The sequence below is a fragment of the Hymenobacter terrestris genome, from assembly GCF_013377905.1.
In the GTDB taxonomy this organism is placed as follows: domain Bacteria; phylum Bacteroidota; class Bacteroidia; order Cytophagales; family Hymenobacteraceae; genus Hymenobacter; species Hymenobacter terrestris.
In genome coordinates this window covers 1-21,709 of sequence record NZ_JABKAV010000057.1, presented here as the reverse complement: position 1 = coordinate 21,709, position 21,709 = coordinate 1, and the positions used below count along the sequence as shown (strand labels likewise).

17 protein-coding genes and 1 tRNA gene are annotated in these 21,709 nt (G+C 59.2%); 7 read left to right on the top strand and 11 right to left on the bottom strand.

All coding sequences use genetic code 11. The features are described from left to right. Positions 1 to 137: 137 nt before the first annotated feature. Positions 138 to 425 carry a DUF4834 family protein gene (locus tag HW556_RS14690; protein ID WP_176900848.1) on the bottom strand — a complete coding sequence of 96 codons (288 nt, stop codon included), beginning with the start codon at positions 423 to 425 and terminating at the stop codon, positions 138 to 140. Between the two features lie 24 nt (positions 426 to 449). Then, positions 450 to 1,202, bottom strand: a complete 753-nt coding sequence (locus tag HW556_RS14685) for an FkbM family methyltransferase (RefSeq protein WP_176900847.1) — start codon at positions 1,200 to 1,202, stop codon at positions 450 to 452. Between the two features lie 133 nt (positions 1,203 to 1,335). Here HW556_RS14685 and HW556_RS14680 point away from each other — a divergent pair. The 3 genes from HW556_RS14680 to HW556_RS14670 all read left to right on the top strand — a co-directional run bounded on the left by HW556_RS14680 (position 1,336) and on the right by HW556_RS14670 (position 3,079). Then, a tRNA-Thr gene (locus HW556_RS14680) sits at positions 1,336 to 1,408 on the top strand. Positions 1,409 to 1,587: 179 nt separating this feature from the next. Beyond that, the gene (locus HW556_RS14675) at positions 1,588 to 2,439 is read left to right on the top strand and encodes a DUF5694 domain-containing protein (RefSeq protein ID WP_176900846.1); all 852 of its coding nucleotides are present in this window, start codon (positions 1,588 to 1,590) and stop codon (positions 2,437 to 2,439) included. 256 nt (positions 2,440 to 2,695) lie between these two features. Beyond that, the gene (locus tag HW556_RS14670; RefSeq protein WP_176900845.1) at positions 2,696 to 3,079 is read left to right on the top strand and encodes a DUF805 domain-containing protein; all 384 of its coding nucleotides are present in this window, start codon (positions 2,696 to 2,698) and stop codon (positions 3,077 to 3,079) included. Positions 3,080 to 3,156: 77 nt separating this feature from the next. Here HW556_RS14670 and lpdA read toward each other — a convergent pair whose 3' ends face one another. Together lpdA and HW556_RS14660 are read right to left on the bottom strand one after the other, a co-directional pair. Next, positions 3,157 to 4,563 carry a dihydrolipoyl dehydrogenase gene (gene lpdA, locus HW556_RS14665; protein WP_176900844.1) on the bottom strand — a complete coding sequence of 469 codons (1,407 nt, stop codon included), beginning with the start codon at positions 4,561 to 4,563 and terminating at the stop codon, positions 3,157 to 3,159. Between the two features lie 337 nt (positions 4,564 to 4,900). Next, positions 4,901 to 6,580: a M1 family metallopeptidase gene (locus HW556_RS14660; protein ID WP_246289666.1), complete on the bottom strand. Its 1,680-nt coding sequence runs from the start codon at positions 6,578 to 6,580 to the stop codon at positions 4,901 to 4,903. A gap of 297 nt (positions 6,581 to 6,877) precedes the next feature. On the opposite strand from HW556_RS14660, the gene HW556_RS14655 reads away from it, so the two are divergent. After that, on the top strand, positions 6,878 to 7,813 hold the full coding sequence (locus tag HW556_RS14655) for an EamA family transporter (RefSeq protein WP_176900843.1): 936 nt from the start codon (positions 6,878 to 6,880) through the stop codon (positions 7,811 to 7,813). 226 nt (positions 7,814 to 8,039) lie between these two features. Beyond that, complete coding sequence (locus HW556_RS14650) at positions 8,040 to 8,429, top strand: group III truncated hemoglobin (protein ID WP_176900842.1); 390 nt, start codon at positions 8,040 to 8,042, stop codon at positions 8,427 to 8,429. Between the two features lie 157 nt (positions 8,430 to 8,586). Here the strand turns inward: HW556_RS14650 and HW556_RS14645 are convergent, their stop codons facing one another. From HW556_RS14645 to HW556_RS14625, 5 genes are all read right to left on the bottom strand, one after another. Then, complete coding sequence (locus HW556_RS14645; protein WP_176900841.1) at positions 8,587 to 9,315, bottom strand: bacteriorhodopsin; 729 nt, start codon at positions 9,313 to 9,315, stop codon at positions 8,587 to 8,589. A 151-nt stretch (positions 9,316 to 9,466) separates the two neighbouring features. After that, complete coding sequence (gene odhB, locus HW556_RS14640; protein ID WP_176900840.1) at positions 9,467 to 11,125, bottom strand: 2-oxoglutarate dehydrogenase complex dihydrolipoyllysine-residue succinyltransferase; 1,659 nt, start codon at positions 11,123 to 11,125, stop codon at positions 9,467 to 9,469. A 95-nt stretch (positions 11,126 to 11,220) separates the two neighbouring features. After that, positions 11,221 to 14,070: a 2-oxoglutarate dehydrogenase E1 component gene (locus HW556_RS14635; protein WP_176900839.1), complete on the bottom strand. Its 2,850-nt coding sequence runs from the start codon at positions 14,068 to 14,070 to the stop codon at positions 11,221 to 11,223. Positions 14,071 to 14,383: 313 nt separating this feature from the next. Further along, entirely contained in the window at positions 14,384 to 15,592 is a 1,209-nt protein-coding gene (chrA, locus tag HW556_RS14630) for a chromate efflux transporter (RefSeq protein WP_176900850.1), read from the bottom strand. Positions 15,593 to 15,877: 285 nt separating this feature from the next. Continuing rightward, the gene (locus HW556_RS14625; protein ID WP_176900838.1) at positions 15,878 to 16,855 is read right to left on the bottom strand and encodes an isopenicillin N synthase family dioxygenase; all 978 of its coding nucleotides are present in this window, start codon (positions 16,853 to 16,855) and stop codon (positions 15,878 to 15,880) included. Between the two features lie 411 nt (positions 16,856 to 17,266). Here HW556_RS14625 and HW556_RS14620 point away from each other — a divergent pair, with 411 nt between their 5' ends. Further along, on the top strand, positions 17,267 to 19,312 hold the full coding sequence (locus HW556_RS14620) for an OmpA family protein (protein ID WP_176900837.1): 2,046 nt from the start codon (positions 17,267 to 17,269) through the stop codon (positions 19,310 to 19,312). A gap of 177 nt (positions 19,313 to 19,489) precedes the next feature. Here HW556_RS14620 and floA read toward each other — a convergent pair whose 3' ends face one another. Continuing rightward, positions 19,490 to 20,494: a flotillin-like protein FloA gene (gene floA / locus HW556_RS14615; RefSeq protein ID WP_176900836.1), complete on the bottom strand. Its 1,005-nt coding sequence runs from the start codon at positions 20,492 to 20,494 to the stop codon at positions 19,490 to 19,492. A gap of 79 nt (positions 20,495 to 20,573) precedes the next feature. Further along, a complete protein-coding gene (locus HW556_RS14610) occupies positions 20,574 to 21,116 on the bottom strand; it encodes an NfeD family protein (protein WP_449404416.1) in 543 nt (180 codons plus the stop codon). 30 nt (positions 21,117 to 21,146) lie between these two features. On the opposite strand from HW556_RS14610, the gene HW556_RS14605 reads away from it, so the two are divergent. Beyond that, positions 21,147 to 21,656, top strand: coding sequence for a GreA/GreB family elongation factor (locus HW556_RS14605; protein ID WP_176900834.1), 510 nt, complete (start codon positions 21,147 to 21,149; stop codon positions 21,654 to 21,656). The last annotated feature ends 53 nt before the right edge of the window (positions 21,657 to 21,709 follow it).

The window sequence follows — 21,709 nt, the reverse complement described above, 5'->3', positions numbered from 1 at the left end:
CCTGTGGCGTGCATATATCGGCACGACGTAGGGGCGGGACTTCCCCCCGCCCGTCGTTGAACAATCCAAACCGGAACCGTCCGAGGGCGGGCGGGGACAAGCCCCGCCCCTACATCATTCTTTGTATTCTCGGCTTACTACTTCTTCACCTCTTCGAAATCAACGTATTCGCCACCTTTGAACTCCTTGGTGTCGGGTTCGGCCTGGGGTGGCACGAAGTCAACGTGGACTTCGCCGGGGGCCGTAGCGGGGCGAGTGGCCGATGGGCGGGGCGGCGGCTGGGTGAACGGGCTCTGCCCGAACTGCTGTCCGAACTTTTTCGCCTGCTTTTTCACCAGCGCCTTCACGGCCCAGCGCAATACCACGGGCAAAATGTAGCGGCTGACGAGCCAGATGACGAGCAGGATTATCAGGAATTTGGCCATTGCAACGAAGCCGAAAGTGCCGGCTCAGGAAACAGGTTGAAAGTAGAAATCGGCCGTAACGGCGCTGTTGAGCTGCTCTTCGGAGCAGGCTACGAGTTCAGAACGCGCCGAGAGCACAAATGGTTTGTAGCCCAAGCCGGCCAGTAGCGCCACCACCTGCCGGCGGTTTTCGAGGCCGTTGAGCTCCGTCTGAATCATGGGACGGCAGCGGCGCAGGGTGGCCTGCATGTTGGCAAACACCACCGACTCAAAGCCTTCCACGTCGCACTTCACGAAATCGAGGCGGGGCAGGTCGGCCAGCAGCTCGTCGGGTACGCGCATGGGCACTTCGTAGGTGCGGGCGTAAGTTTCGGTAGGGCTGCTGGCGGCTATTTTGGTCATGCCGTGGTGCAGCAGGCCGGCGCGCTCGGGCGTACCCATCTGCACGGTGGTGTTTTCGGAGCCTAAGGCGTAGGGCAGCAGCGTGAGGTTGTCGTAGCCGCTGAGGCGCACGTTGTCGCGCCAGATGGCCTGGAACGCGGGTATCGGCTCCACGGCCAGCACCCGGCCCGTGGGGCCCACCAGCCGCGAGAGGGCTACCGAGTAGTAGGCCAGGTTGGCCCCGATATCGAGACACACGAAGCCGGGCCGCACTATTTTCTCCAGAAAAAACAGCTCCGGGTACTTAGCCTTGCCCCAGCCCGCACCCACCAGCCGCAGATACACGCGGCTCACGAGCCGGATGTAGCGCTCGAAGCCCAGGGTGCGCACTAGCAGTTTACGAATCGTTTTTACCATGCTACCCGCAAAGATGCCGGAAAGCCCTGGAACCACCCAAAGCCGGGGCCCGAAAAAAAACGAGGCCCGTTTATGCGGTATGGGTCCGGCTTTCTATCTTTGCAGCCCTGGCGGGTCCGCTGCCGGGCTAAGTGCCTCTTTAGCTCAGCTGGTAGAGCAGCTCATTCGTAATGAGCAGGTCGTTGGTTCGAGTCCAATAAGAGGCTCACAGATTAAAACCCGAAAAACTGGTTTCCCCTCCGGGAAAGCTGTTTTTCGGGTTTCTGCTTTTAGATACCGCAGGCAGCAGCTACACAATGGCAGGCCTGCTACCCTGAGCCGCACGGGGGCTGGATACTCAGTTGTTTGGGGTAGATTTAGGGCCCCTACCCTTCCTTCCAGTTCTATGCTCCACCGCGCTTTCCTATTCCTGTTGCTGGCCCTGACCAGCCTGGGCGCCCGCGCCCAAACCAAACCGGCCGAGTTGCTGCTTATCGGCACGTTCCACTACGATAACCCCGGGCTGGACCTGACGAAAGTGACCAGCGTTGATGTGTTGGCTCCCAAAGGTCAGGCAGACCTGGAAATGATGGCCGCTAAGATTGCCGCGTTTGGCCCGAAAAAGGTATTCGTAGAGTGGCAGCAAAACGATCAGGCAACTCTTGACGAGCTGTATGCCCACTACCGCAAGGGCGACTACGAAAGCTACATTCGTGGCAAGTATACCAACCCCACACAGCTGAACCTGTTCCTCAAAAACGAGATGTTCCAGCTGGGCTTCCGGACCGCCAAAAAGGCCAACCTGCCCCGGGTGTATGGCATCGACTACCAGGGCACCAGCTTCCCCTTCGACAGCGTGCAGCAGGCCATCCGGGCGGCGGGCCAAACGGCCATACAACAACGCATCGATGCGGCGCTCAAAAAGTTTGGCGACGACTTCAACCGCAAAGCCAGCACCATGACGCTGCGGGAGTTGATGCTCGACGCCAACACGCCCGCCGACTTGGCGGCCAACAAAGGCCTGTACCTCGATATCTTCAACCGGGCCGGCGCGGTCGGCAACTACGCCGGCCCCTATCTGGTGTCGGAGTGGTACCGCCGCAACCTCTACATGTACTCCCTGGTGCAGAAGCTCACTGAGCCCGCCGACGACAAAGTGATGGTGCTGGTGGGTTCGGGCCACGCCGCCATCATCCGCGACTTCGTGCCCTACGACCCGCGCTTCCGCCTCCGGGAGCTACGCGAGGTGCTGAAGTAACGCTGCTAACGCCCAGCAAAGCCGGCACTAATGCCCACAAGGTCACGCTCCGGGCCGACTTCCCCATTTCACAAATAAACCGCCTACCACTGTTGTGGCAGGCGGTTTATTTGTGAAATATTGGCATCGGATAGCAGCAGTTAGCCGGCTGGCCCGAACACCTGATGAATCGTACTATAGTGGAGCCCAGAACCCACTTTAAAAAACGGGGCGTTGCCGAAAAGCCTGACGAGTAGGAATCGACTACCTGTTTTCTATGGAATACTTTTTACACGGAATACGAAACTATGCAGTATTCAGTGGCCGAGCCCGCCGCAAAGAATACTGGATGTTCGCTCTTTTTCAGGCACTTATTGGTATAGTCATATTGCTGGCAGATTCACTATTAGGCATCTCCTTTGGAGAAAATTACGACTTCGGAATCCTCCACAGCCTGTACTCACTGGCGCTATTTATTCCGGGCCTCGCCGTATCGGTACGACGACTTCATGACGTGGGCAAAAGTGGTTGGTTCATGTTCATTATATTAATTCCACTGGTAGGCGTTATCTGGTTATTGGTGCTCGACTGCACGGAAGGTACCCGGGGAGACAATCAATACGGTCCCGATCCTAAAGCAGTGCCTGAGTTTGCCTATTAGTACAACCGGCAGTAACGAAAGCGGCCGAAGCTCCTGGGAGCTTCGGCCGCTTTCGTTACTGCCGTGAAGCATCAACCTTACATGTGGATGGCGCGGTTTTCTGTGGCGGCCAGGCAGGCTTCCTTCATGGCTTCGGCATAGGTGGGATGGGCGTGGCTCATGCGGGCCACGTCTTCGGCCGAGGCGCGGAACTCCATGGCCGTGACGGCTTCGGCAATCAGGTCGGCGATGCGCGGGCCCACCATGTGCACGCCCAGGATTTCGTCGGTCGTTTTGTCGGCCAGCACCTTCACGAAGCCGTCGAGGTCGCCGGAGGCGCGGGCGCGGCCGGAGGCGCGGAAGGGGAAGTTGCCGGTTTTGTAGGCCCGGCCTTCTTCCTTAAGCTGCTCTTCGGTGTAGCCCACTCCCGCCGCTTCGGGCCAGGTGTACACCACGCCCGGAATGAGCAGGTAGTTGATGTGCGGCTTCTGGCCCACGATGGTTTCGGCCACGAACACGCCTTCTTCCTCGGCCTTGTGGGCCAGCATGGCGCCGCGCACCACGTCGCCGATGGCGTAGATGCCGGGCACGTTGGTTTGCAGGTGGGCATCGACCTTGATGCGGCCGCGCTCCTCCATTTCGATACCAGCGGCCTCCAGGTTCAGGCCCGCCGTGTAGGGCGAGCGGCCCACCGCCACCAGGCAGTAGTCGCCTTCCACCTTCACTTCCTCGCCCTTGGGGCTGGTGGCGGTTACCGTCACCACGTCGCCTTCGCGGGTGGCGCCAGTTACCTTGTGGCCCAGCATGAACTTGATGCCGATTTTGCCCAGCACCCGCTTCATCTCCTTGCCGATGCTGCCGTCCATAGTCGGCACCAGCGCGTCGGTGTACTCAATTACGGTTACCTCCGAGCCCAGGCGGGCGTAAATGGACGCCATTTCGAGGCCGATAACGCCACCGCCAATCACAACGAAGCTCTTGGGCACCTCGCGGATGTTCAGGGCCTCGGTGCTCGTAATGATGCGCTCCTTGTCCTGGCTGATGAAGGGCAGCACCGTGGGCTTCGAGCCGCTGGCGATGATGACGTTCTTGGTCTCGATCTGCTGCTCCTCGCCGCCGTTGGTGGGCACGATTTTGATGTGCGTTTTATCGACGAACGAACCCATGCCGTGGATGACGTCGATTTTATTCTTCTTCATCAGATACACGATGCCGTCGGTGTTGGCCTTCACCACGCCGTTCTTGCGGTCGTTCATCTGGGGCATGTTCACCCGCAAATCGTTCAGCTCGATGCCGTGCTCCTTAAAGGTGCTGTGGGCGTTGTGGTAGTGCTCGGTGCTGTCGAGCAGGGCCTTGCTGGGGATGCAGCCCACGTTGAGGCAGGTGCCGCCCAGCGTGTCGTACTTCTCGATGAGGGCAGTTTTGAGGCCCAACTGGGCGCAACGGATAGCGGCCACATAGCCGCCCGGTCCCGAACCGATGACGGTAACGTCGTATTGATTCATAATCAGGAAATGTCGGTGGAAATCAACTGGGGGCAAAGGTAACGGTTGCGGCGGGGAAGTGGTGAGTAGGTGAACAGTTCTGTCATTGCGAGCAGCGCGAAGCAATCCGGAGGGGCAAAACGCGACGCCTTGACAAGCACCAAGCCCCTTACGCCCGTCATTGCGAGGACGTAGGAAATTCCGCACTTAGAGTGGCGTCAATCCGTGAGGGCAATATGTAAACCTAATGAAGCACTAACTCCTTGTCGGCACTAGCACAAAAGGCTTTGCGCTCATCAGGGCTTTGCATTCTGCCCCTCCGGATTGCTTCGCGCTGCTCGCAATGACGCGCTGTTCTCTACTCTACTAGCACGCCTATGTAGCAGCTCTCGGTGTCCACTTCCAGGTTCTCCTTGGTCAGCCCCGGCAGGTTCACCGCTTCAAAGGTGGTAGTCAAGGGCAGCGCCACGAAACCGGCGGTGCCTGTCACGCGCAAGCGGGCGGGCAGCTCGAAATCGGGAGTGGCGGCAATCCAGCGGGCCAGCGGCGGGCCGGTAGTGGGGAAGCGCACCTCCAGCACCGGCAGACCCGCGTGGCGCAGGTACTGGTCGAACACGGGCGTCAGGTTCTGGCCGGTTTGCTGGTTGAAGTAGTCGATTACCTGTTTGGTGGTTACAGTCTGGTGGTAAAAGGTGCGGCCCAGGCCCCGCAGCAGCTCGCGCCACCTAGCATCGTCGGGCACGTAACTGGTGCGGATGAGATGGAGCAGGTTGGAGCCCTTGTCGTACATATCCGACGACCCCTCCTCGTTCACGCCGTAGGGCCCGATAATGGGGCCGTCGTTGCGGATGTTGCGGCGCTGGCCGTGGATGTACTGGCGGGCGGCGTCCTTACCGAACTGGCTTTCCACGAACAGGGCTTCCGAGTAGGTCGTAAAGGCCTCGTGCACCCACATATCGGCAATATCCTTAGTAGTGATGTTGTTGCCGAACCACTCGTGGCCGCTTTCATGGATGATGATGAAGTCCCACTTCAGCCCCCAACCGGTGCCCGAGCGGTCGAGGCCGCGGTAGCCGTTCTTGTACTCGTTGCCGTAGGCCACGGCGCTCTGGTGCTCCATGCCCAGGTGGGGCGTTTCCACCAGCTTGTAGCCGTCTTCATAAAACGGGTAGGGCCCGAACCAGTATTCCATACTCTTGAGCATGGGTTTCACGTTGTCGCCGAATTGCTTTTTGGCCTTGGCTAGGTTCTCGGGCAGCACCCAGTAGTCGAGCGTGAGCGGGCCTTTCTCGCCGGCGTAAGTATCCTGAAAGTGCGCGTAGTTGGCCACATTCAGGGCCACGTTGTAGTTGTTGATGGGGTTGCTCACGAACCAATCGAAGCGGGTGGCGCCGCCTTTCAGCTTGGTAGTGCGGCGCAGGCGGCCGTTCGATACGTTGGTTAGGCCCCGGGGTACGGTTACGCTGATGAGCATGGAGTCGGGCTCGTCGGCCTGCTGGTCTTTGCAGGGCCACCAGATGCTGGCGCCCACGCCCTGGCAGGCCGTGGCCACCCAGGGCTGGCCCGCGCCATGCTCGGCAAACACCAATCCACCGTCCCAGGGCGCGTTTTTGGCAACAGTCGGCTGGCCACCATAGTACACCGTGAAGCTCGCCTGCTGGCCCTGCCGGATAGGCGCGGGGAACGTGACGAACACGGCGTTGAACTCGCGGGTAAACGGCAGCGGCTCCCCCTTGTACTCCACCTTTTCCACGGCCAGGTTGGCAAACAAATCGAACTGCAGCTGTGTGAAGTCGCGGGTGGCCGTAAAACGGAACTCGTTGGAGCCCTGGATAGCGCGCCCGGCCACATCCAGTCGCACATCGAGGTGGTAGTAGTTGATATCGTAGCAGCTCCGCAGCGGCGCGTTGTAGTTGCCCCGCAACGAATCGGCGCGGCTGAAACCGGCGGGCGCAGCGCCCTGCAGCAGTTGGGCCCGGGCGGGGGGGGCAGCGGCGCTCAGCAGCAGAAGAGTCAATAGAAACAGCAGGCGCGACATAGGGCAGAGAGGTTTGTAGGAGCAGCCAAGATGATGTAGAGACGCAACCCTTGGCGTCTCGTCGTTGAACGACGGTATATAAAGATCAGCAACGACGAGACGCAAAAGGATTGCATTTCTACACCGTTTTTAGCCGCCCAATCTTCTGGCATAAAGAATCAAACGGCTGGGGCTACAGACCCGGCCGGTCGCACGACGTTGCGCGGACACCGGAGCGCAAAATACGGCACCGGCCTTGTTTAGCAGGCCGCTGCCAGCCAAAAGGACCGTAGTTTTGCGCATATTTTCCTTGATTCTATGCCGGCTTCCGCGCCCACCGCTTCCCGTTCGCTTGTTCTGTTGGCGCTGCTGGCGTTGTATCTCATCTGGGGCTCTACTTACCTGGCCACCAAAATTGCGCTGGGCATCTGGCCACCGTTTCTGCTCTCAGCCATGCGCTACCTGGTGGCGGGCACCGTGCTTTATGGCGCCCTGCGGCTCAGCGGCTCGCCGGCCCCTTCGCGGCAAGACTGGTGGCGGGCCGCCATTATGGGCATCTGCCTGCCTGTCTTTGGAAACGGCGGCACCACCTTCGCGCAGCAGTACATTCCGTCGGGCATGACGGCCCTGCTGGTGGCCGCGGTACCCATGTACCTGGCACTGCTGGGCTGGGCGTCCGGCCTCTCGGCGCGGCCCAACGCCAAGGTGCTGCTGGGCCTCGTGCTGGGCGTGGCCGGACTGCTGCTGCTGCTCAAAACCGATAGCACCGCCCCGGTCCTGATTCCCGGCCATGCCCTGCTCGGCATCGGCGCGGTGCTGGTGGGCTCGTTTATGTGGGCCGTGGGTTCGCTCTACTCCCGCCAAAAGCCCATCGGCGGCTCGCCCTTCATGGGCGTGGGCATGCAGATGCTATGCGGCGGCTTCTACCTATCGATTATCGGGCTGCTGCACGGCGAAGCCTCAGCTTTTCACGTCGATGAGGTGCCGCTCAAAATATGGAGTGCCTTGGCTTACCTCGTTGTATTCGGCTCCATCATTGCCCTTTCGGCCTACGTGTGGCTGCTGAAGGTAGTCGAGCCGACGCTGGCCGGCACCTACGCCTTCGTCAATCCGGTGGTGGCGCTGCTGCTGGGCTGGCTGTTTGCGGGCGAAACCCTGAACACCGGCATGCTGGGCGGCGCGGCCCTGATTGTGGCCGCTGTAGCCCTGGTGGTACTGGGTGGCAAGCAGCGCCAGCCCCGCAAGCTGGCCTGAAGCCGGACAGTAGTCGCCACCACCTGGACAAGCTGCCAGTCAGCCGCTTGCGTTTAGTTGCTTAGGATTATCAGGTGCCCAAAAGCTCTGCTGCGCCGTAGCGCCAGCTACCAATAAAATTAAAAAAGGAAAGAAAGTAGCGAGGCAGGTTTTTGTAGCGAATGGCAGGCAACCTGCGTAAATTCGCTACGTACTAGCAACCCCACCCGTTCTCACTTTCTGGCTTATGAAAACGTCTGCTACCCGCCCCGATATTTGCACCGAAGGCGACATTAAAACGCTCGTCGATTCGCTTTGCTACAAGGCCACCCACGATACGCTGCTGGGAGCCAGTTTCTCCGCCGCCGCCCGCATCCACTGGCCCCACTATCTCACGTCGCAATACCGCTACTGGAGCTGCTCGCTGCTCGGGGCCGGTACGCCCGAAGGTGAGGCACTACCCGAGCAGGTAGCACTGCCGCGCGGCGGTGCCCACATCGAGCACTGGCTGCAGCTGTTCTCGTCCACCGTCGAGGAGTATTTCGCCGGCTCGAAAGCCGAGCAGGCTAAGCAGTTGGCGGGCCAGATGGTTACCCGCCTCAAAGCCGTGCGCAGCCGCGAGTTGCCCGTCGATTAGCCCATCACCTCACTCTGCCTGCTTCCGGCCACCACCAGCCACCGCCATGGCAAGAGCCGACGGCAGCGTGTATTTTCAGCCAGAAAGGCAAGGCCCCCGGTACCACAGTACCAGGGGCCTTGCCTTTTAACTTCATCTGCCAACCGCGCCAGAACGCTTAGGCTGCTACCGGATCTTTACGATGCTTTGGGGGCCGGCGCGATGCCAAGTCGCGCAGGTAGCTTAGGTCCAGGATGCTGAAGCCAACCTTCGAGAGGAATGGCACGACCACAAACAGTACTGTTTCGGTAGTCTGGCCGAACAGGAACAGGCCCGACGGCCCCAGGGCCCAGATGGTAGGATAGGCAATCCAGAGAATAGTGAGGAAGCCCAGCAGCTTGTTGTAAATGCCTCCCAACTCGGCATTGGAGTTGGCCGCCAGCCTGCGTAACGGGACCCACAGCAGGTAAAGCACCGCTACAAATGCCCCGACTCCGCACAAAAACCAGGTCAGGCGAGCCGTGCTGCTTTCCGACAAATCGGCCAGCAAACCGCACAGAATCATCACTACGTCGGCAGCGACCAAGCCAAACAATAGCGTGATGCTCCGCTCGTGCTTGGGCGTGTAAAACATAGCCGTGAAGCCCAGTGCCAGCAGCAGCAGCGGGGTGCTCACGACCCAGTCCAGATACCGGGCGTAATAGGTGGTCTGGCCCGCTACCTCAACCGAGCCCTGGCCCATGGCCATGCCCGTGTAGGCCAGCGCCGACCAGATCGGAATCATCATGGCGAGGCTGTACTCGTACTGCGGTACGTTTTTGGGGTTACGGCTCCAACTCCAGAAAAGTAGTGCGCCGCCCACCATCAGGGCCACGTAGAGCCAATAAAGTAAGGTTTGAGTTTCCATGCAAAGCGTAAAATGGGGTGAGAGAATAATACCCCCCTTTACTACCAGCAGCTCTTTTAAGTTGACTTCAATTTGGCTGTGGCCGCAGTTTCCAAAGCAAAAAGCCGGCTCCCACTGCGTGGAAACCGGCTTTTTGGATAGTCAAAAAATACTATACTCCCAGCAACAGACGAGTCGGATCTTCGAGTAGCTCTTTCACGCGCACCAGAAACGATACCGATTCGCGGCCGTCGATGATGCGGTGGTCGTAGCTCAGGGCCAGGTACATCATGGGGCGGATAACCACTTGGCCGTTCTCGGCAATGGGGCGCTGGATGATGTTGTGCATTCCCAGGATGGCCGACTGGGGGGCGTTGATGATGGGCGTACTCATCATCGAGCCGAACACGCCACCGTTGGTGAGCGTGAACGTACCACCGGTCATCTGCTCCAGCGTGAGCTTGTTGTCGCGGGCCAGCGTAGCCAGCCGCACTACCTCTTTCTCGATGCCCTCGAAGCTCAGCGCCTCGGCGTTGCGGATAACCGGCACCACCAGCCCTTTCGGGGCCGATACGGCAATGCTGATGTCGCAGAAGTCGTTGTACACAATGTCGGTACCGTCAATCTGCGCGTTCACGCTCGGCCACTCCTGCAGGGCCACGCACACGGCCTTGGTGAAGAACGACATGAAGCCGAGGCCCACGCCGTTTTTCTCCTTGAACTTGTCCTTAAACTTGGTGCGCAGATCCATGATGGGCTGCATGTTCACCTCGTTGAAGGTAGTGAGCATGGCCGTCTCGTTCTTTACCGTTACCAGGCGGCGGGCTACTGTTTTGCGCAGGTTGCTCATCCGCTCGCGCCGCTGGTTGCGGTTGCCGGTGGGCTCGTTGGCTGCGGCGGGCGCGCTGTTACCGGCCGGGGCAGGTGCTGCCTTGGGGGCCGCAGCAGCTGGAGTGGCTAGCTTAGCCGAAGCGTTTTGTGCGTCCTCCTTCGTAATGCGGCCGTCGCGGCCGGTGCCCGACACGTCGGCGGCGTTGATGCCCTTCTCACCCAGAATTTTACCGGCCGCCGGCGAAGGCGTACCCGTAGCGTAAGAATTGCTGCCACTGCTGGCCGCCGCGTTGCCCGTGGGGGCCGACGTAGGTGCGGCGGCTTTCGGGGCATCTGCCTTAGGGGCAGCACCGCTACCACCCTCAATACGGGCAATAGTAGCCCCAATGCTGATGGTTTCGCCTTCTTGGGCAGCGTGGCGCAGCGTACCGGCGGCCTCGGCAGGCAACTCGAATGTCGCCTTATCCGATTCCAGCTCGGCAATGATTTCGTCGCGCTCTACAGTGGCTCCGTCCTCTTTCAGCCACTTGGCCACGGTAACCTCGGTAATCGACTCGCCCACCGTCGGAATAGTCATCTCGACTGTTGCTCCGCCACCGCTTTGGGTGTCGTTGCTGCTGGCTGCCGCGGCGCCGCCTTCGGGCTTGCCGCCGTAGCCGGCCTGGTCGCTGGCCTGGGGGTTTTCCTCGCCCTTGGTTATGGGGTCGGCAGTGTTGGCTGGGGCCGCAGCAGCTTTCGGAGCATCTGCCTGTGGGGCCGCAGCGCCGTCGCCGTCGATTTCGGCAATCGTCACACCAATATCAATGGTTTCGCCCTCGGCTATCTTGATGCGAAGTACGCCAGCGGTTTCGGCGGGCAGCTCAAACGTGGCCTTGTCCGACTCCAGCTCGGCAATAATTTCGTCGCGCTCCACTGTGTCGCCGTCGGCTTTCATCCACTTGGCAATGGTTACTTCGGTGATGGATTCGCCAACGGCGGGGATTTTGATTTCCAGACCCATAGGTGGGGGATTTGAAGGGTTTCGGGAGTGAATAATTGAGCAAAGCGGCAGCCGTTGCGCAGTCAGCCATGATGGCCGGCTGATCGCGCAACGAGCTAGTCGTGCTTTTTGGCAATAGCGTTGGTTGCTTCAATTACGTCGTCGGCAACGGCCTCGGCAGGCTTATCAAAGGCGCGGGCTACAATGTCTTTCTGCTCCTTGACGTGCACCTTATTGTAGCCGGTGGCCGGCGAAGCCGAGGGCTTACGCGAAATCACGTTTTCCAGCTCGCGGCGCATAAAGCGCAGCAGGTAGTTCCAGTAGCCCATGTTTTCGGGCTCTTCCTGCACCCAGTACACCTTGGCTTTGGGGTACTTGGCCAGCTCGGCATTCAGCTGCTGCTGCGGGAATGGGTGCAGCTGTTCGAGACGCACAATGGCCACGTCGCGGCGCTCCGACTGCTGCTGCTCGTCGAGCAGGTCGAAGTACACTTTGCCCGAGCACAGCAGCACGCGCTTCACCTTCTTGGCTTCGGCATAATCGTCGCCGAGCACCTCGCGGAAGCGGCCGCTAACGAACTCGTCCACCGGCGATACGCACAGCGGGTTGCGCAGCATCGACTTGGGCGACATAACGATGAGCGGCTTGCGGAACTCCCAGGTTAGCTGCCGGCGCAGGGCGTGGAAGAAGTTGGCTGGCGTGGTCATGTTGGCCACGATGATGTTGTTTTCGGCGGCCAGCTGCAGAAACCGCTCGGGGCGGGCATTGGAGTGCTCCGGGCCCTGGCCTTCGTAGCCGTGGGGCAGCAGCATCACGAGGCCATTCATACGCTGCCACTTGCTTTCCGAGCTCACGATGAACTGGTCAATCATGGTCTGGGCGCCGTTGGCAAAGTCGCCGAACTGGGCTTCCCAAACCACCAGCGCCGTGGGATTGGCCATGGCATAGCCAAACTCAAAGCCCAGCACCGCATATTCGCTCAACAGCGAGTTGTAGATACGCAGAGTTTCCTGGCCTTCGGCAATGTGGTTGAGCGAGTTGTAAGGAGCCGATGTCTCAGCGTCGTGTAGAACGGCGTGGCGGTGCGAGAACGTGCCGCGCTGCACATCCTGGCCGCTTACGCGCACAATGTGCTTATCGAGCAGCAACGAGCCGTAGGCCAGCAACTCGGCGGCGGCCCAGTTCAGCACGCGGGTTTCGAAGAACATCTTGCGACGCTCCTCCATCAGCTTATCAATTTGCTTGAGCGGCCGGAAGCCCTCGGGCAGCTTGGTCAGGGCCGTACCCACCTTGGCCAGGGCTTCCTCGCTGATGCCGGTTTCGGGGCTCTGCTTGAAATCGTCGGACGTGCTGCGGCGCAGGTTGCGCCACTCGTTTTCGAGAGGCTGATAATGGTAGGGCAGCGCCTGCTGCTTCACCAGATCCAGCCGGGCCTGCAGGGTCTCGCGGAATTCCTTGTCGAGCTCGTCGGCCAGCTCGGCATCCACGTCGCCGCGTTTTACCAGCGTGGCGTTGTACACCTCGCGCGGGTTCTGGTGCTTGCTGATGAGGTTATAGAGCGTGGGCTGCGTGAATTTGGGCTCGTCGGACTCGTTGTGTCCGTGGCGGCGGTAGCACACCATATCAATAAAGATATCGGCATGGAACTCCTGGCGGTACTCGGTGGCTAACTGCACGGCAAACACCACCGCCTCGGGGTCGTCGCCGTTTACGTGCAGCACCGGCGCATCGATAATCTTGGCCAGGTCGGTGCTGTAAATCGAGGAACGGCCGTCCTCGAAGTCGGTGGTAAAGCCCACCTGATTGTTAATAACAAAGTGGATGGTGCCGCCAGCCTTGTAGCCTTCCAGCTGCGACATCTGCGTTAGCTCGTAACCGATACCCTGGCCCGAAACGGCCGCGTCGCCGTGAATGAGGATGGGCATTACCTTATTCAGGTTGTTGCCATAACCGTGGTCGAGCTTGGCGCGCACAAACCCTTCTACTACCGGGTTCACAGCTTCGAGGTGCGAGGGGTTGGGGGCCAGCTTCAGGTTCACCGAATGGCCATCTACCTCTACTTGGCTGCTGAAGCCCATGTGGTACTTCACGTCGCCGTCGCCCATCGTCAGGTCGGGCACGGCGGTACCCTGGAACTCCGAGAAAATCTGCTCGTAGGTTTTGCCCATGATGTTGGCCAGCACGTTCAGCCGGCCGCGGTGGGCCATGCCAATCATCACTTCCTCCACGCCCAGCTCGGCTCCTTTGCGGATGATGGCGTCGAGGGCCGGAATGGTGGTTTCGCCGCCTTCAAGCGAGAAACGCTTCTGCCCCAGGAATTTGGTATGCAGGAAGTTCTCGAACACCACGGCCTCGTTGAGCTTGCTCAGAATCCGCTTCTTGTACTCTTTGCTGGGCTTGAAGCTTAGCGACTCGCGCTCCACCTTGTCGCGGAACCAGTCGAGTACCTTCGGGTCGCGGATATAGGTGTACTCGAAGCCAATGCTACGGGTGTAAATCTTCTGTAGCGCGTCTACAATCTGGCGCAGGGTGGCGTCGTCATCAAGACCCACAATTACGTTGCCGCTGCGGAATACAGTATCCAGATCAGCTTCGCCCAGCCCGAAGTCAGCCAGTTGCAGGTGCGCTTTGCGGTCTTTGCGGGCGCGCACTGGGTTGGTCTGGGCTACGAGGTGCCCCCGGCTACGGTAGGCATATATCAGGTTGCGCACCTGGGTTTCCTTGTCGCCCGACTCGCGGTCGACCGAGCGGATGGCCGGGGCATTGTTGGTGCTGGCCGGAGTAACCAATGCGCCTTCGCCGTCGGCCTGGGGCAGTTCGCCGTCGGGGAACTGCTGCGAGAAATCGAAACCTTCAAAAAACTTGCGCCAGCCGAAATCAACCGATTCAGGGTCGTTTTTATAGGATTGGTACAGCTGGTCGATGAACTCGCCGTTGGCGTTGGCGATATAGGAATACTGGTCCATGCGGTGGGAAATGGTGGAATCAGGGAGTAAAGGTATATAGCTTTCTCAAAAGGCTAAAACGCGTATGTGCATATGCAAATATGCCTGACCTTTAAGCCCATAAAAAACGCCTCGATAAGTTGAGAAGTCGTTCAGCTAAATCTATTGAAATAAATACGGCCGATACCTTTATATGTTGATATTAAAGCTTGGCACAGCCTCGCCCGCCAGGCCCGGCCACTTACTCTGGCAAAGCCTGATAAGGTCGGCATCTACAGGCTAATGCTTCTAATACTGGTTCATATTCCGGTGGCAGCCGCTTCTTGTTGGCCTATCAAAACACCAGTCCCGCCGCCAGCGCCGCTCCTACGATAATGTACGAGGGCACTCTATCCCAGAGCAGCAGCAGAAACGTAGCGCCGATGAGGGCCAGATTGACAGTCGTGTCGGGTAACGGGTGGTACAGCAGAAAGGTGGCAGCCCACACGAAGCCCGCCGATACGGCATTAATGCCTTCGAGCGAGGCCTTTACTACCCGGTAGCGCTTGAGCTGGTCCCAGAATCGAATTAGAAAAAAGATAAGCAGCGTGCCGGGCATAAATATACCAGCCGCGCCAACCAGTGCACCCAGTAGCTGCCCATCAAGGCCGCTACCCTCGCCGCGCATGGCCAACGCTCCAATGTAGGCGGCAAACGAGAAGTTGGGACCTGGCAGGGCCTGCACCAGCCCCAGGCCCGATAGGAACTCCTCCGACGTGAGGTAGTGCTTGAACTCGACGAACTCGGTATAGAGCAACGGGGCCAGCACCTGCCCGCCTCCAAACACGAGGCTACCGTTGCGGTAAAAATTCTCGAACAGGCGCACCGGCAGCAACTGGGTGAACTGGCCCAGCACGGCCGCCCCAATCAGTATGCCCAGCCAGAGCACAAAGTTGGCCCACTCAATCTGCATGGGCATCTTCTCCTGCTGGGGCATTTTGCGGTAGCGGAAGGTGGTAATCAGGCCACCAGCCAGCAGCAGAATGGGCATAACCCAAGGCACCTGCACTGCATATACCAAAATGGCCGCCAGCACCAGTAGTCCCACAGCCGTTTTGCTATGAATGACTTTTCGGGCAATGGTGTAGGCCGAGTACGCCACAAAGCCCACGGCCACCGGCTGCACATACTGCACCAGCCGCATCACCAAATCCTTATCCAGGTAGCTCACCGACAGACCTGCCACCGTCATGATGCACACGGCCGGCAGCATCCAGACCAGCAGCGTGAGGTAGGCCAAGTTGGGGCCACCCAGTCGAAAGCCGATGGCGGTAATGGTCTGGGTAGAAGAAGGGCCGGGCAGAATCTGGCACAGCGCCATCAGCTCCAGCAGCTCGGGAGCCGTTAGGTAGCGGCGCTTGTCTACCAGCAGGCGCAGCATCATGGCCAAATGGGCCTGCGGGCCACCGAAAGCGGTGAGGCCTAATGCCGCCACATCCTTGAGAAACACAAGGTTGCGCCCACGTTTCACCCGCCGGTGGCCTCGTGGCAGCGGGGCCAGCATACTATTGTCGGAGGCGGGCGCGGTCAAGGCAGAAGGGCGCGGGGCAAAGGTGATGGATGCCCAAGATACGCGGGCTTCTTAAAACTGTCATTCCGAGCAGTGCAAGGAACCTGGCCTATCCTCTTTAACTATTGACTTTCAGTTGCATTACCGAGTCAGTTGCTTTGTTGCACAACTATACTTCCTGCTTTAAAAGCAAAACGAGGAATCTGGCTAAGGGTCTTACAACCCAATGGCTGTAAGGCCCTTAGCCAGATTCCTCGTGCTACTCGTAATGATAGTTCTTTACTTCTTTTTCAGGCCCAGCTCAATCAGGCGCTCATTCAGGAACTCGCCGGCCGTAATATCAGCCTCCTTTTTAGGGTTATCGGCCGTTACGCAGGTTTCCAGGGCCGCCAAGCTCATTTCGGAGCGCGGGTGCATAAAGAACGGCACGCTGTAGCGCGACGAGTTCATCTTCTCGCGGGCTGGGTTTACTACGCGGTGAATGGTGCTGGTGAGGACGCCGTTGGTCAGGCGCTGGAGCATATCGCCCACGTTCACCACAATCTGGTCGGGCAGGGCCGTAATGGCAATCCACTTACCGTCGCGACGCTTCACCTGAAGACCGTCGGCCGAAGCACCCATGAGCAGCGTAATCAGGTTGATGTCGCCGTGCTCGGCGGCGCGCACGGCGTCGGCCGGCACCTCATCGGGGTTTTCGATGGGGTAGTAGTGGATGGGGCGCAGGATGGAATTACCGTTGCGCACCTTGTCATCGAAGTAGTTCTCGGGCAGCTCCAGGTACAGGGCAATGGCGCGTAATACGTCTTTACCGGCCGATTCGAGGGTACGATAGGTCAGCAGCGAAGTATCGGCGAAGCTGTCCACCTCGGAAGGCCAGATGTTGTCCGGATACTCAGCCCCGATGGGGTCGTTGGCATCATCTACCTCCTGGCCCACGTGGTAGAACTCCTTCAAGTCGCCGGTGTTGCGGCCCTTGGCGTGCTCCTTGCCTTTGCTGACATAGCCGCGCTGGCCGGCCAGTTCGGGCTTTTCGTACTGCTGCTTCACGTCGTCGGGCAGCGAGAAGAACGCTTTCACGTCGGAGTAGAGCTTGTCGGTCTGCTCGTTGCTGAGGCCGTGGTTTTTAAGGGCTACAAAGCCGATGCTCTGGTATGCCTGGCCGAGCTGTTGAACAAACCGGGCCTTACGCTCGGGGTCGCCGGAGCGAAAATCGGCCAGGTCGAGGGATGGGATTTCGTTGAGCAGTTGCGCTTCCATACAAGTAAAGCTGATTGAAAGAAGAGACTAGTATTGAGGCCGCAAGTTACTCAAAACCGGCTGCTATTACAGTGTAGGCGGAGCGAAGCGGCAGCCAGCCTACACTGGTTTCACTGCATTTGCTGAGTTGAGTGTTGCGGCCGGCTGCCGTTTCCTTGGGCCGGGCATTTGGCCCTGTTATCCAACAGAGGACACATTAGCCAACGGCAGAGCCAATGATTGAACTTGATTTTGCATTTTTTCGGGTCACTTCCCCCCTCACGCGCGCGGAAGCAGTATCTTTGGGCCTGCTTACCGACGTGGGCGAAACTTCCAGTGCCCTTCTGGCGTCTTGTAAAAATCCTGAATTCCATAAGCAGTCTGTACCCCTATTATATAGGAGCCGGCTCCGACTTTGACTTGCGCGCGATTATGAACAGTAACACATTACTACTTCTGGGGGGCCTGCTGCTGAGCTGTAGTGGTCTGGCTCAGGCTCAGCACGCCGTATGGGCAGCGAAAGTAGTAGCGGTTTCTTCGCAGAAAGCGGAGGGCAAGGAGCCCTTTTCGCCCGAGAAGGTATTGGGCGAGCCCAACGCGACGCCTTTGGGCCAAGCCAGCAACGAGGCTTGGATTCCGAAAAAGACGGGCAGCAGCGAATCGATTGAAGTACGCTTCAGCAAATCGCTTATTGCCCGGCAGGTTTCGGTGGTCGAAAACTTCAACCCCGGCTCTATCACCAGCATCGAACTGGTCGATACGCGCGGTGGCAAGCACGAGGTGTACAAAAACGACTCACCCGGCCCCATTCCCGAGCAGTTTCGCACCCTGCAGGCCACCTTTGCGGCGGCTACCTACCGCACTATTGGGGTGGTGGTTACCATGAACACCAAGGCCGTGAATGGCGTCAATCAGATTGATGCCATTGGCGTGGCCGATGTGGTGGATACTATGGTGAAGAAGGAGTTTAAAAACGAGGAAAGCGGCGTGACTTTCGACTCGGCCATGGTTAACCTAGGGCCCAACGTCAACTCAAAATACGTTGATACTCACCCGGTTATATCTCCCGACGGCCGGACACTGTTTTTTGCCCGCCAAGAGAGTCCGCAGAACAGTGGCGGGGCCAACGACGTGCAGGACGTATGGTTCAGCACGCTGGGCAATGCTGAGAAGAAAGCCTGGAATCCGGCCAAAAACATCGGCAGCCCCATTAACACCCCCCGCGACCCCAACGGCGTAGCCTCGGTATCGGCCAACGGCCAGCAGATGCTGGTTATCGGCGTGTACGAGCCTGATGGGACCATTGTGCCTAAAGGCCCCAGCATGAGCCGGCGCACGGCCACAGGGTGGAGCAAGCCCGTGAAAGTGGAAATTGAGGACTACTACAACGACGACGCCGAAAACGTAGACTTTTTCCTGGCTACTTCGGGCAAGGTAATGCTGATGGCCGTGGACCGCAAAGACGGACAGGGCGAGCAGGACCTGTATGTAAGCTTCATCAATAAAGACGGCAAAAGCTGGAGCCGCCCGCGCAACCTGGGTGCCAACGTAAATACCAAGAAGGCCGACTTTGCGCCTTTCCTGGCTTCCGATGGCAAAACGCTGTACTTCGCTTCGGAGGGCCGCGGCGGTTACGGCAAGAGCGACATTTTCTATTCCAAGCGCCTCGACGACTCCTGGACCAACTGGACCAAGCCCCGCAACCTGGGCGCGACCGTCAACTCGCCCGACTTTGATGCCTACTACACGGTTTCGGCGGCCGGCGAGGATGCCTACCTGGTGTCGGCCCGCAACGGCATCGGCAACTCCAAGGACATTTTCCGCATTTCGCTCAAGCCGACTTTCCGGCCTGAAGTAGTGACGCTGGTACGCGGCCGGGTGCTCGATGCCAGTACCAAGAAGCCGGTAGCAGCCACCATTCGCTACGAAAACCTGCTGACGGGTGAGGAAATAGGGGTGGCCGAAACCAGCCCCATCGATGGTTCTTACACCATTGTGCTGCCTTCGGGCACGCAGTACGGCTACCGCGCCGACGCCAAGGATTACTTGGCCGAGTCGGACAACCTCGACGTAACCGACCGCCAGAAGTATTCGGAGGTAACCCAGGACCTGTATCTGGTGCCTTTTGCAGTGGGCCAGACCATCAAGCTCAACAACATCTTCTTCACCCAGAGCAAGTACTACCTGCGTGAGAACTCCTACCCCGAGCTGTTGCGTCTGGTAGCCATTCTGAAGGAGTATCCGCAAATTGAAATCCGGCTGGAAGGCCACACCGACAACCAGGGCGAGCCGCAGCTGAACGTGAAGCTGAGCCTCGACCGCGTGAATGAGGTGAAGAAATACTTGGTGCAGAAAGGCATCAACGGCAGCCGCATCAGCACCGAAGGTTTCGGCGGCGGCAAGCCTGTTGCCAGCAACGACCAGGAGGAAACCCGCAAACTCAACCGCCGCGTCGAGTTCCGGATTACGAAGAAGTAAGCTTTTCAAGCTGTTCGCTCGACCGCCCAATATCCTTGTGGCGCATAAAATCAAAAGGCCTTACCGCATCCTAACGACCGTGACAACGGCTCGTTTTGGTGAGGTAAGGCCTTTTACTATGTTGGGCTAACTGGAGGTCGGCTAACCTCCAATGCTCTTAGCCATCGGCTCAAAACCCTAGCTCAGCCGGGTTTCGTCGCGGTTGGGCTTGGTGCCACTGTTAGAGGCACCAGGATTAGCAATAGAGTCACGCATGTCGGTGTCCGACTGAATGTTGCGCATCTTGTAGTAGTCCATGATGCCGAGGTTGCCATTACGGAACGCTTCGGCCATGGCCTTCGGAATCTCGGCTTCGGCTTCGACTACGCGGGCTTTGGCCTCCTGAGTTTTAGCGCGGTTTTCCTGCTCCACGGCCACGGCCATGGCGCGGCGCTCTTCGGCCTTGGCCTCGGCTACTTTCAGGTCGGCGGTGGCCTGGTCGATTTGCAGCTTGGCGCCGATGTTCTCCCCTATGTCAATGTCGGCAATATCGATGGACAGGATTTCGAAGGCCGTACCCGCATCAAGACCCTTGCTGAGCACGAGCTTGGAGATTTTATCGGGGTTTTCTAGTACTTCCTTATGCGAGCGGGAGGAGCCGATGCTGGTTACGATGCCTTCGCCCACGCGGGCCAGAATGGTTTCTTCGCCGGCACCGCCCACGAGCTGGGCAATGTTTGCGCGCACGGTTACGCGGGCTTTGGCAATCAGCTGAATGCCATCCTGCGCCACGGCGGCCACATTGGGCGTGTTGATCACCTTGGGATTCACGCTGGTAGTCACGGCCGCAAACACGTCGCGGCCGGCCAGGTCGATGGCAGTAGCCTGCTTGAAGGTCAGCGGGATATTCGCTTTGTCAGCCGAAATGAGGGCCTTAATGACACTAGGGACATTGCCGCCCGCCAGGTAGTGGGTTTCAAGGTCGTTGGCCGTGAGGGCCAGGCCAGCCTTGGTGGAGGTAATCATCGAGTTGACAATCAGGGACGGCGGCACCTTGCGCACACGCATGAAGGCGAGTTGCAGCAGGCTCACCCGCACCCCCGAGAACAGCGCCGTAATCCAGAGGCTGACCGGAAAAAAGTACAGGAACACCAGCAGGATGACGCCGCCCACGATGAGCGGAATAAGGGGAAATTCGTTCATAGGGAATAGGGAGTTGGTGAATTCAGGGTTGAGTGATGAGTTGATGTTCTATCATCCTGAGCAGAGCATCAACCGAAAATCAGGCGGTTTGGCGAACGACTATGCGGTTGTGTTCGATGCCAATGACCAGCACCTCAGAGTCAGCATCCACAAACTCGCCGCGGGTGGTTACCTCCCGACGGTCGTCAGCGAATAGGGCGGTGCCAGCGGGGCGCAGGGCCGACAGGGTGCGGCCTACCGCCCCGGGCGCAACGTCGGCTTGGCGCACATCGAGCACATGGCCGTGATGTTGCTGGGTAAGGGCCATTTTGTCGAGGTTGCGGGGCCGTAGCCCGATATACACCAGCGCCCCCACCAACACGGCCGAGGCCGAGAGCAGAATGTGACCAGTGGCGCTGCCGTAGTCGCGGTAGCTAAACCAGATACCCACCGCCAGCAGTCCGAAGCCGACCAAGCCCACCACTGTAGTACCAGGGATGAAAATGATTTCGACCACCAGAAAAGCGAGGCCAAAAAGCAACAGTAGCGCAATTGTAAGCCAATCCATAGCGAGAGGAAGATATTTTGGTTGGGAAAAGATACGCAGAAACGCAACAGTAACCGCCGTAGCCGGCTGCGGCAACCCAGGCCACAGAGCCGCGTTAAGCCAGGTATGAGCCGCGCATTCACCAAAGAGGACGATTCCCTCGAAGCCCCCATCATTCCGCCCCGGCCGGCCCTGCCGCCGGGCTCGGCCAACTACGTGACACCCACCGGCCTCGAACAGCTGCGTCAGGAGCTGACGGAGCTGGAAGCTGCCCGCACTGTCGCCGAGGCCAACCACGACAATGACGCCGACCGCACCCGCCGCCTCACGCTGCTCAACGGCCAGCTCGCTGCCCTCACCGACCGTTTGGCCAGCGCCAAGCTCGTCGACCCCGCCACCCAGCCCGCCGGCGAAGTTCGCTTTGGGGCCTGCATAACGCTGCGCCCCACTACCGGAAAAGCGCCCGAACGCCGCTTCACCATCGTAGGGGTCGATGAAGCCAGCGTGGCGGAGGGCAAAATTGCCTTCGTCGCCCCCATTGCCCGCGCCGTGCAGGGGGCCAAGCTTGGCCAGCGCGTAACGCTGCAGCTGGGCCCAAAAAAAGAAGAAGTCGAGATTATCAGCATCGAGTACTGATGTCAATCTGATACGGTATCGTATAAAGCCTCAGTTGTGGAGGACGCTGTAGG

Bases quoted from the DNA above. Each gene is read 5' to 3' on its own strand.
- HW556_RS14625 (WP_176900838.1), bottom strand. From the start codon at position 16,855: ATGGAAGCGCAACTGCTCAACGAAATCCCATCCCTCGACCTGGCCGAT.
- floA (WP_176900836.1), bottom strand. From the start codon at position 20,494: ATGAACGAATTTCCCCTTATTCCGCTCATCGTGGGCGGCGTCATCCTG.
- HW556_RS14690 (WP_176900848.1), bottom strand. From the start codon at position 425: ATGGCCAAATTCCTGATAATCCTGCTCGTCATCTGGCTCGTCAGCCGC.
- HW556_RS14620 (WP_176900837.1), top strand. From the start codon at position 17,267: ATGAACAGTAACACATTACTACTTCTGGGGGGCCTGCTGCTGAGCTGT.
- HW556_RS14635 (WP_176900839.1), bottom strand. From the start codon at position 14,070: ATGGACCAGTATTCCTATATCGCCAACGCCAACGGCGAGTTCATCGAC.
- lpdA (WP_176900844.1), bottom strand. From the start codon at position 4,563: ATGAATCAATACGACGTTACCGTCATCGGTTCGGGACCGGGCGGCTAT.
- chrA (WP_176900850.1), bottom strand. From the start codon at position 15,592: ATGCTGGCCCCGCTGCCACGAGGCCACCGGCGGGTGAAACGTGGGCGC.
- HW556_RS14675 (WP_176900846.1), top strand. From the start codon at position 1,588: ATGCTCCACCGCGCTTTCCTATTCCTGTTGCTGGCCCTGACCAGCCTG.
- HW556_RS14655 (WP_176900843.1), top strand. From the start codon at position 6,878: ATGCCGGCTTCCGCGCCCACCGCTTCCCGTTCGCTTGTTCTGTTGGCG.
- odhB (WP_176900840.1), bottom strand. From the start codon at position 11,125: ATGGGTCTGGAAATCAAAATCCCCGCCGTTGGCGAATCCATCACCGAA.
- HW556_RS14660 (WP_246289666.1), bottom strand. From the start codon at position 6,580: ATGTCGCGCCTGCTGTTTCTATTGACTCTTCTGCTGCTGAGCGCCGCT.
- HW556_RS14650 (WP_176900842.1), top strand. From the start codon at position 8,040: ATGAAAACGTCTGCTACCCGCCCCGATATTTGCACCGAAGGCGACATT.
- HW556_RS14685 (WP_176900847.1), bottom strand. From the start codon at position 1,202: ATGGTAAAAACGATTCGTAAACTGCTAGTGCGCACCCTGGGCTTCGAG.
- HW556_RS14670 (WP_176900845.1), top strand. From the start codon at position 2,696: ATGGAATACTTTTTACACGGAATACGAAACTATGCAGTATTCAGTGGC.
- HW556_RS14645 (WP_176900841.1), bottom strand. From the start codon at position 9,315: ATGGAAACTCAAACCTTACTTTATTGGCTCTACGTGGCCCTGATGGTG.
- HW556_RS14605 (WP_176900834.1), top strand. From the start codon at position 21,147: ATGAGCCGCGCATTCACCAAAGAGGACGATTCCCTCGAAGCCCCCATC.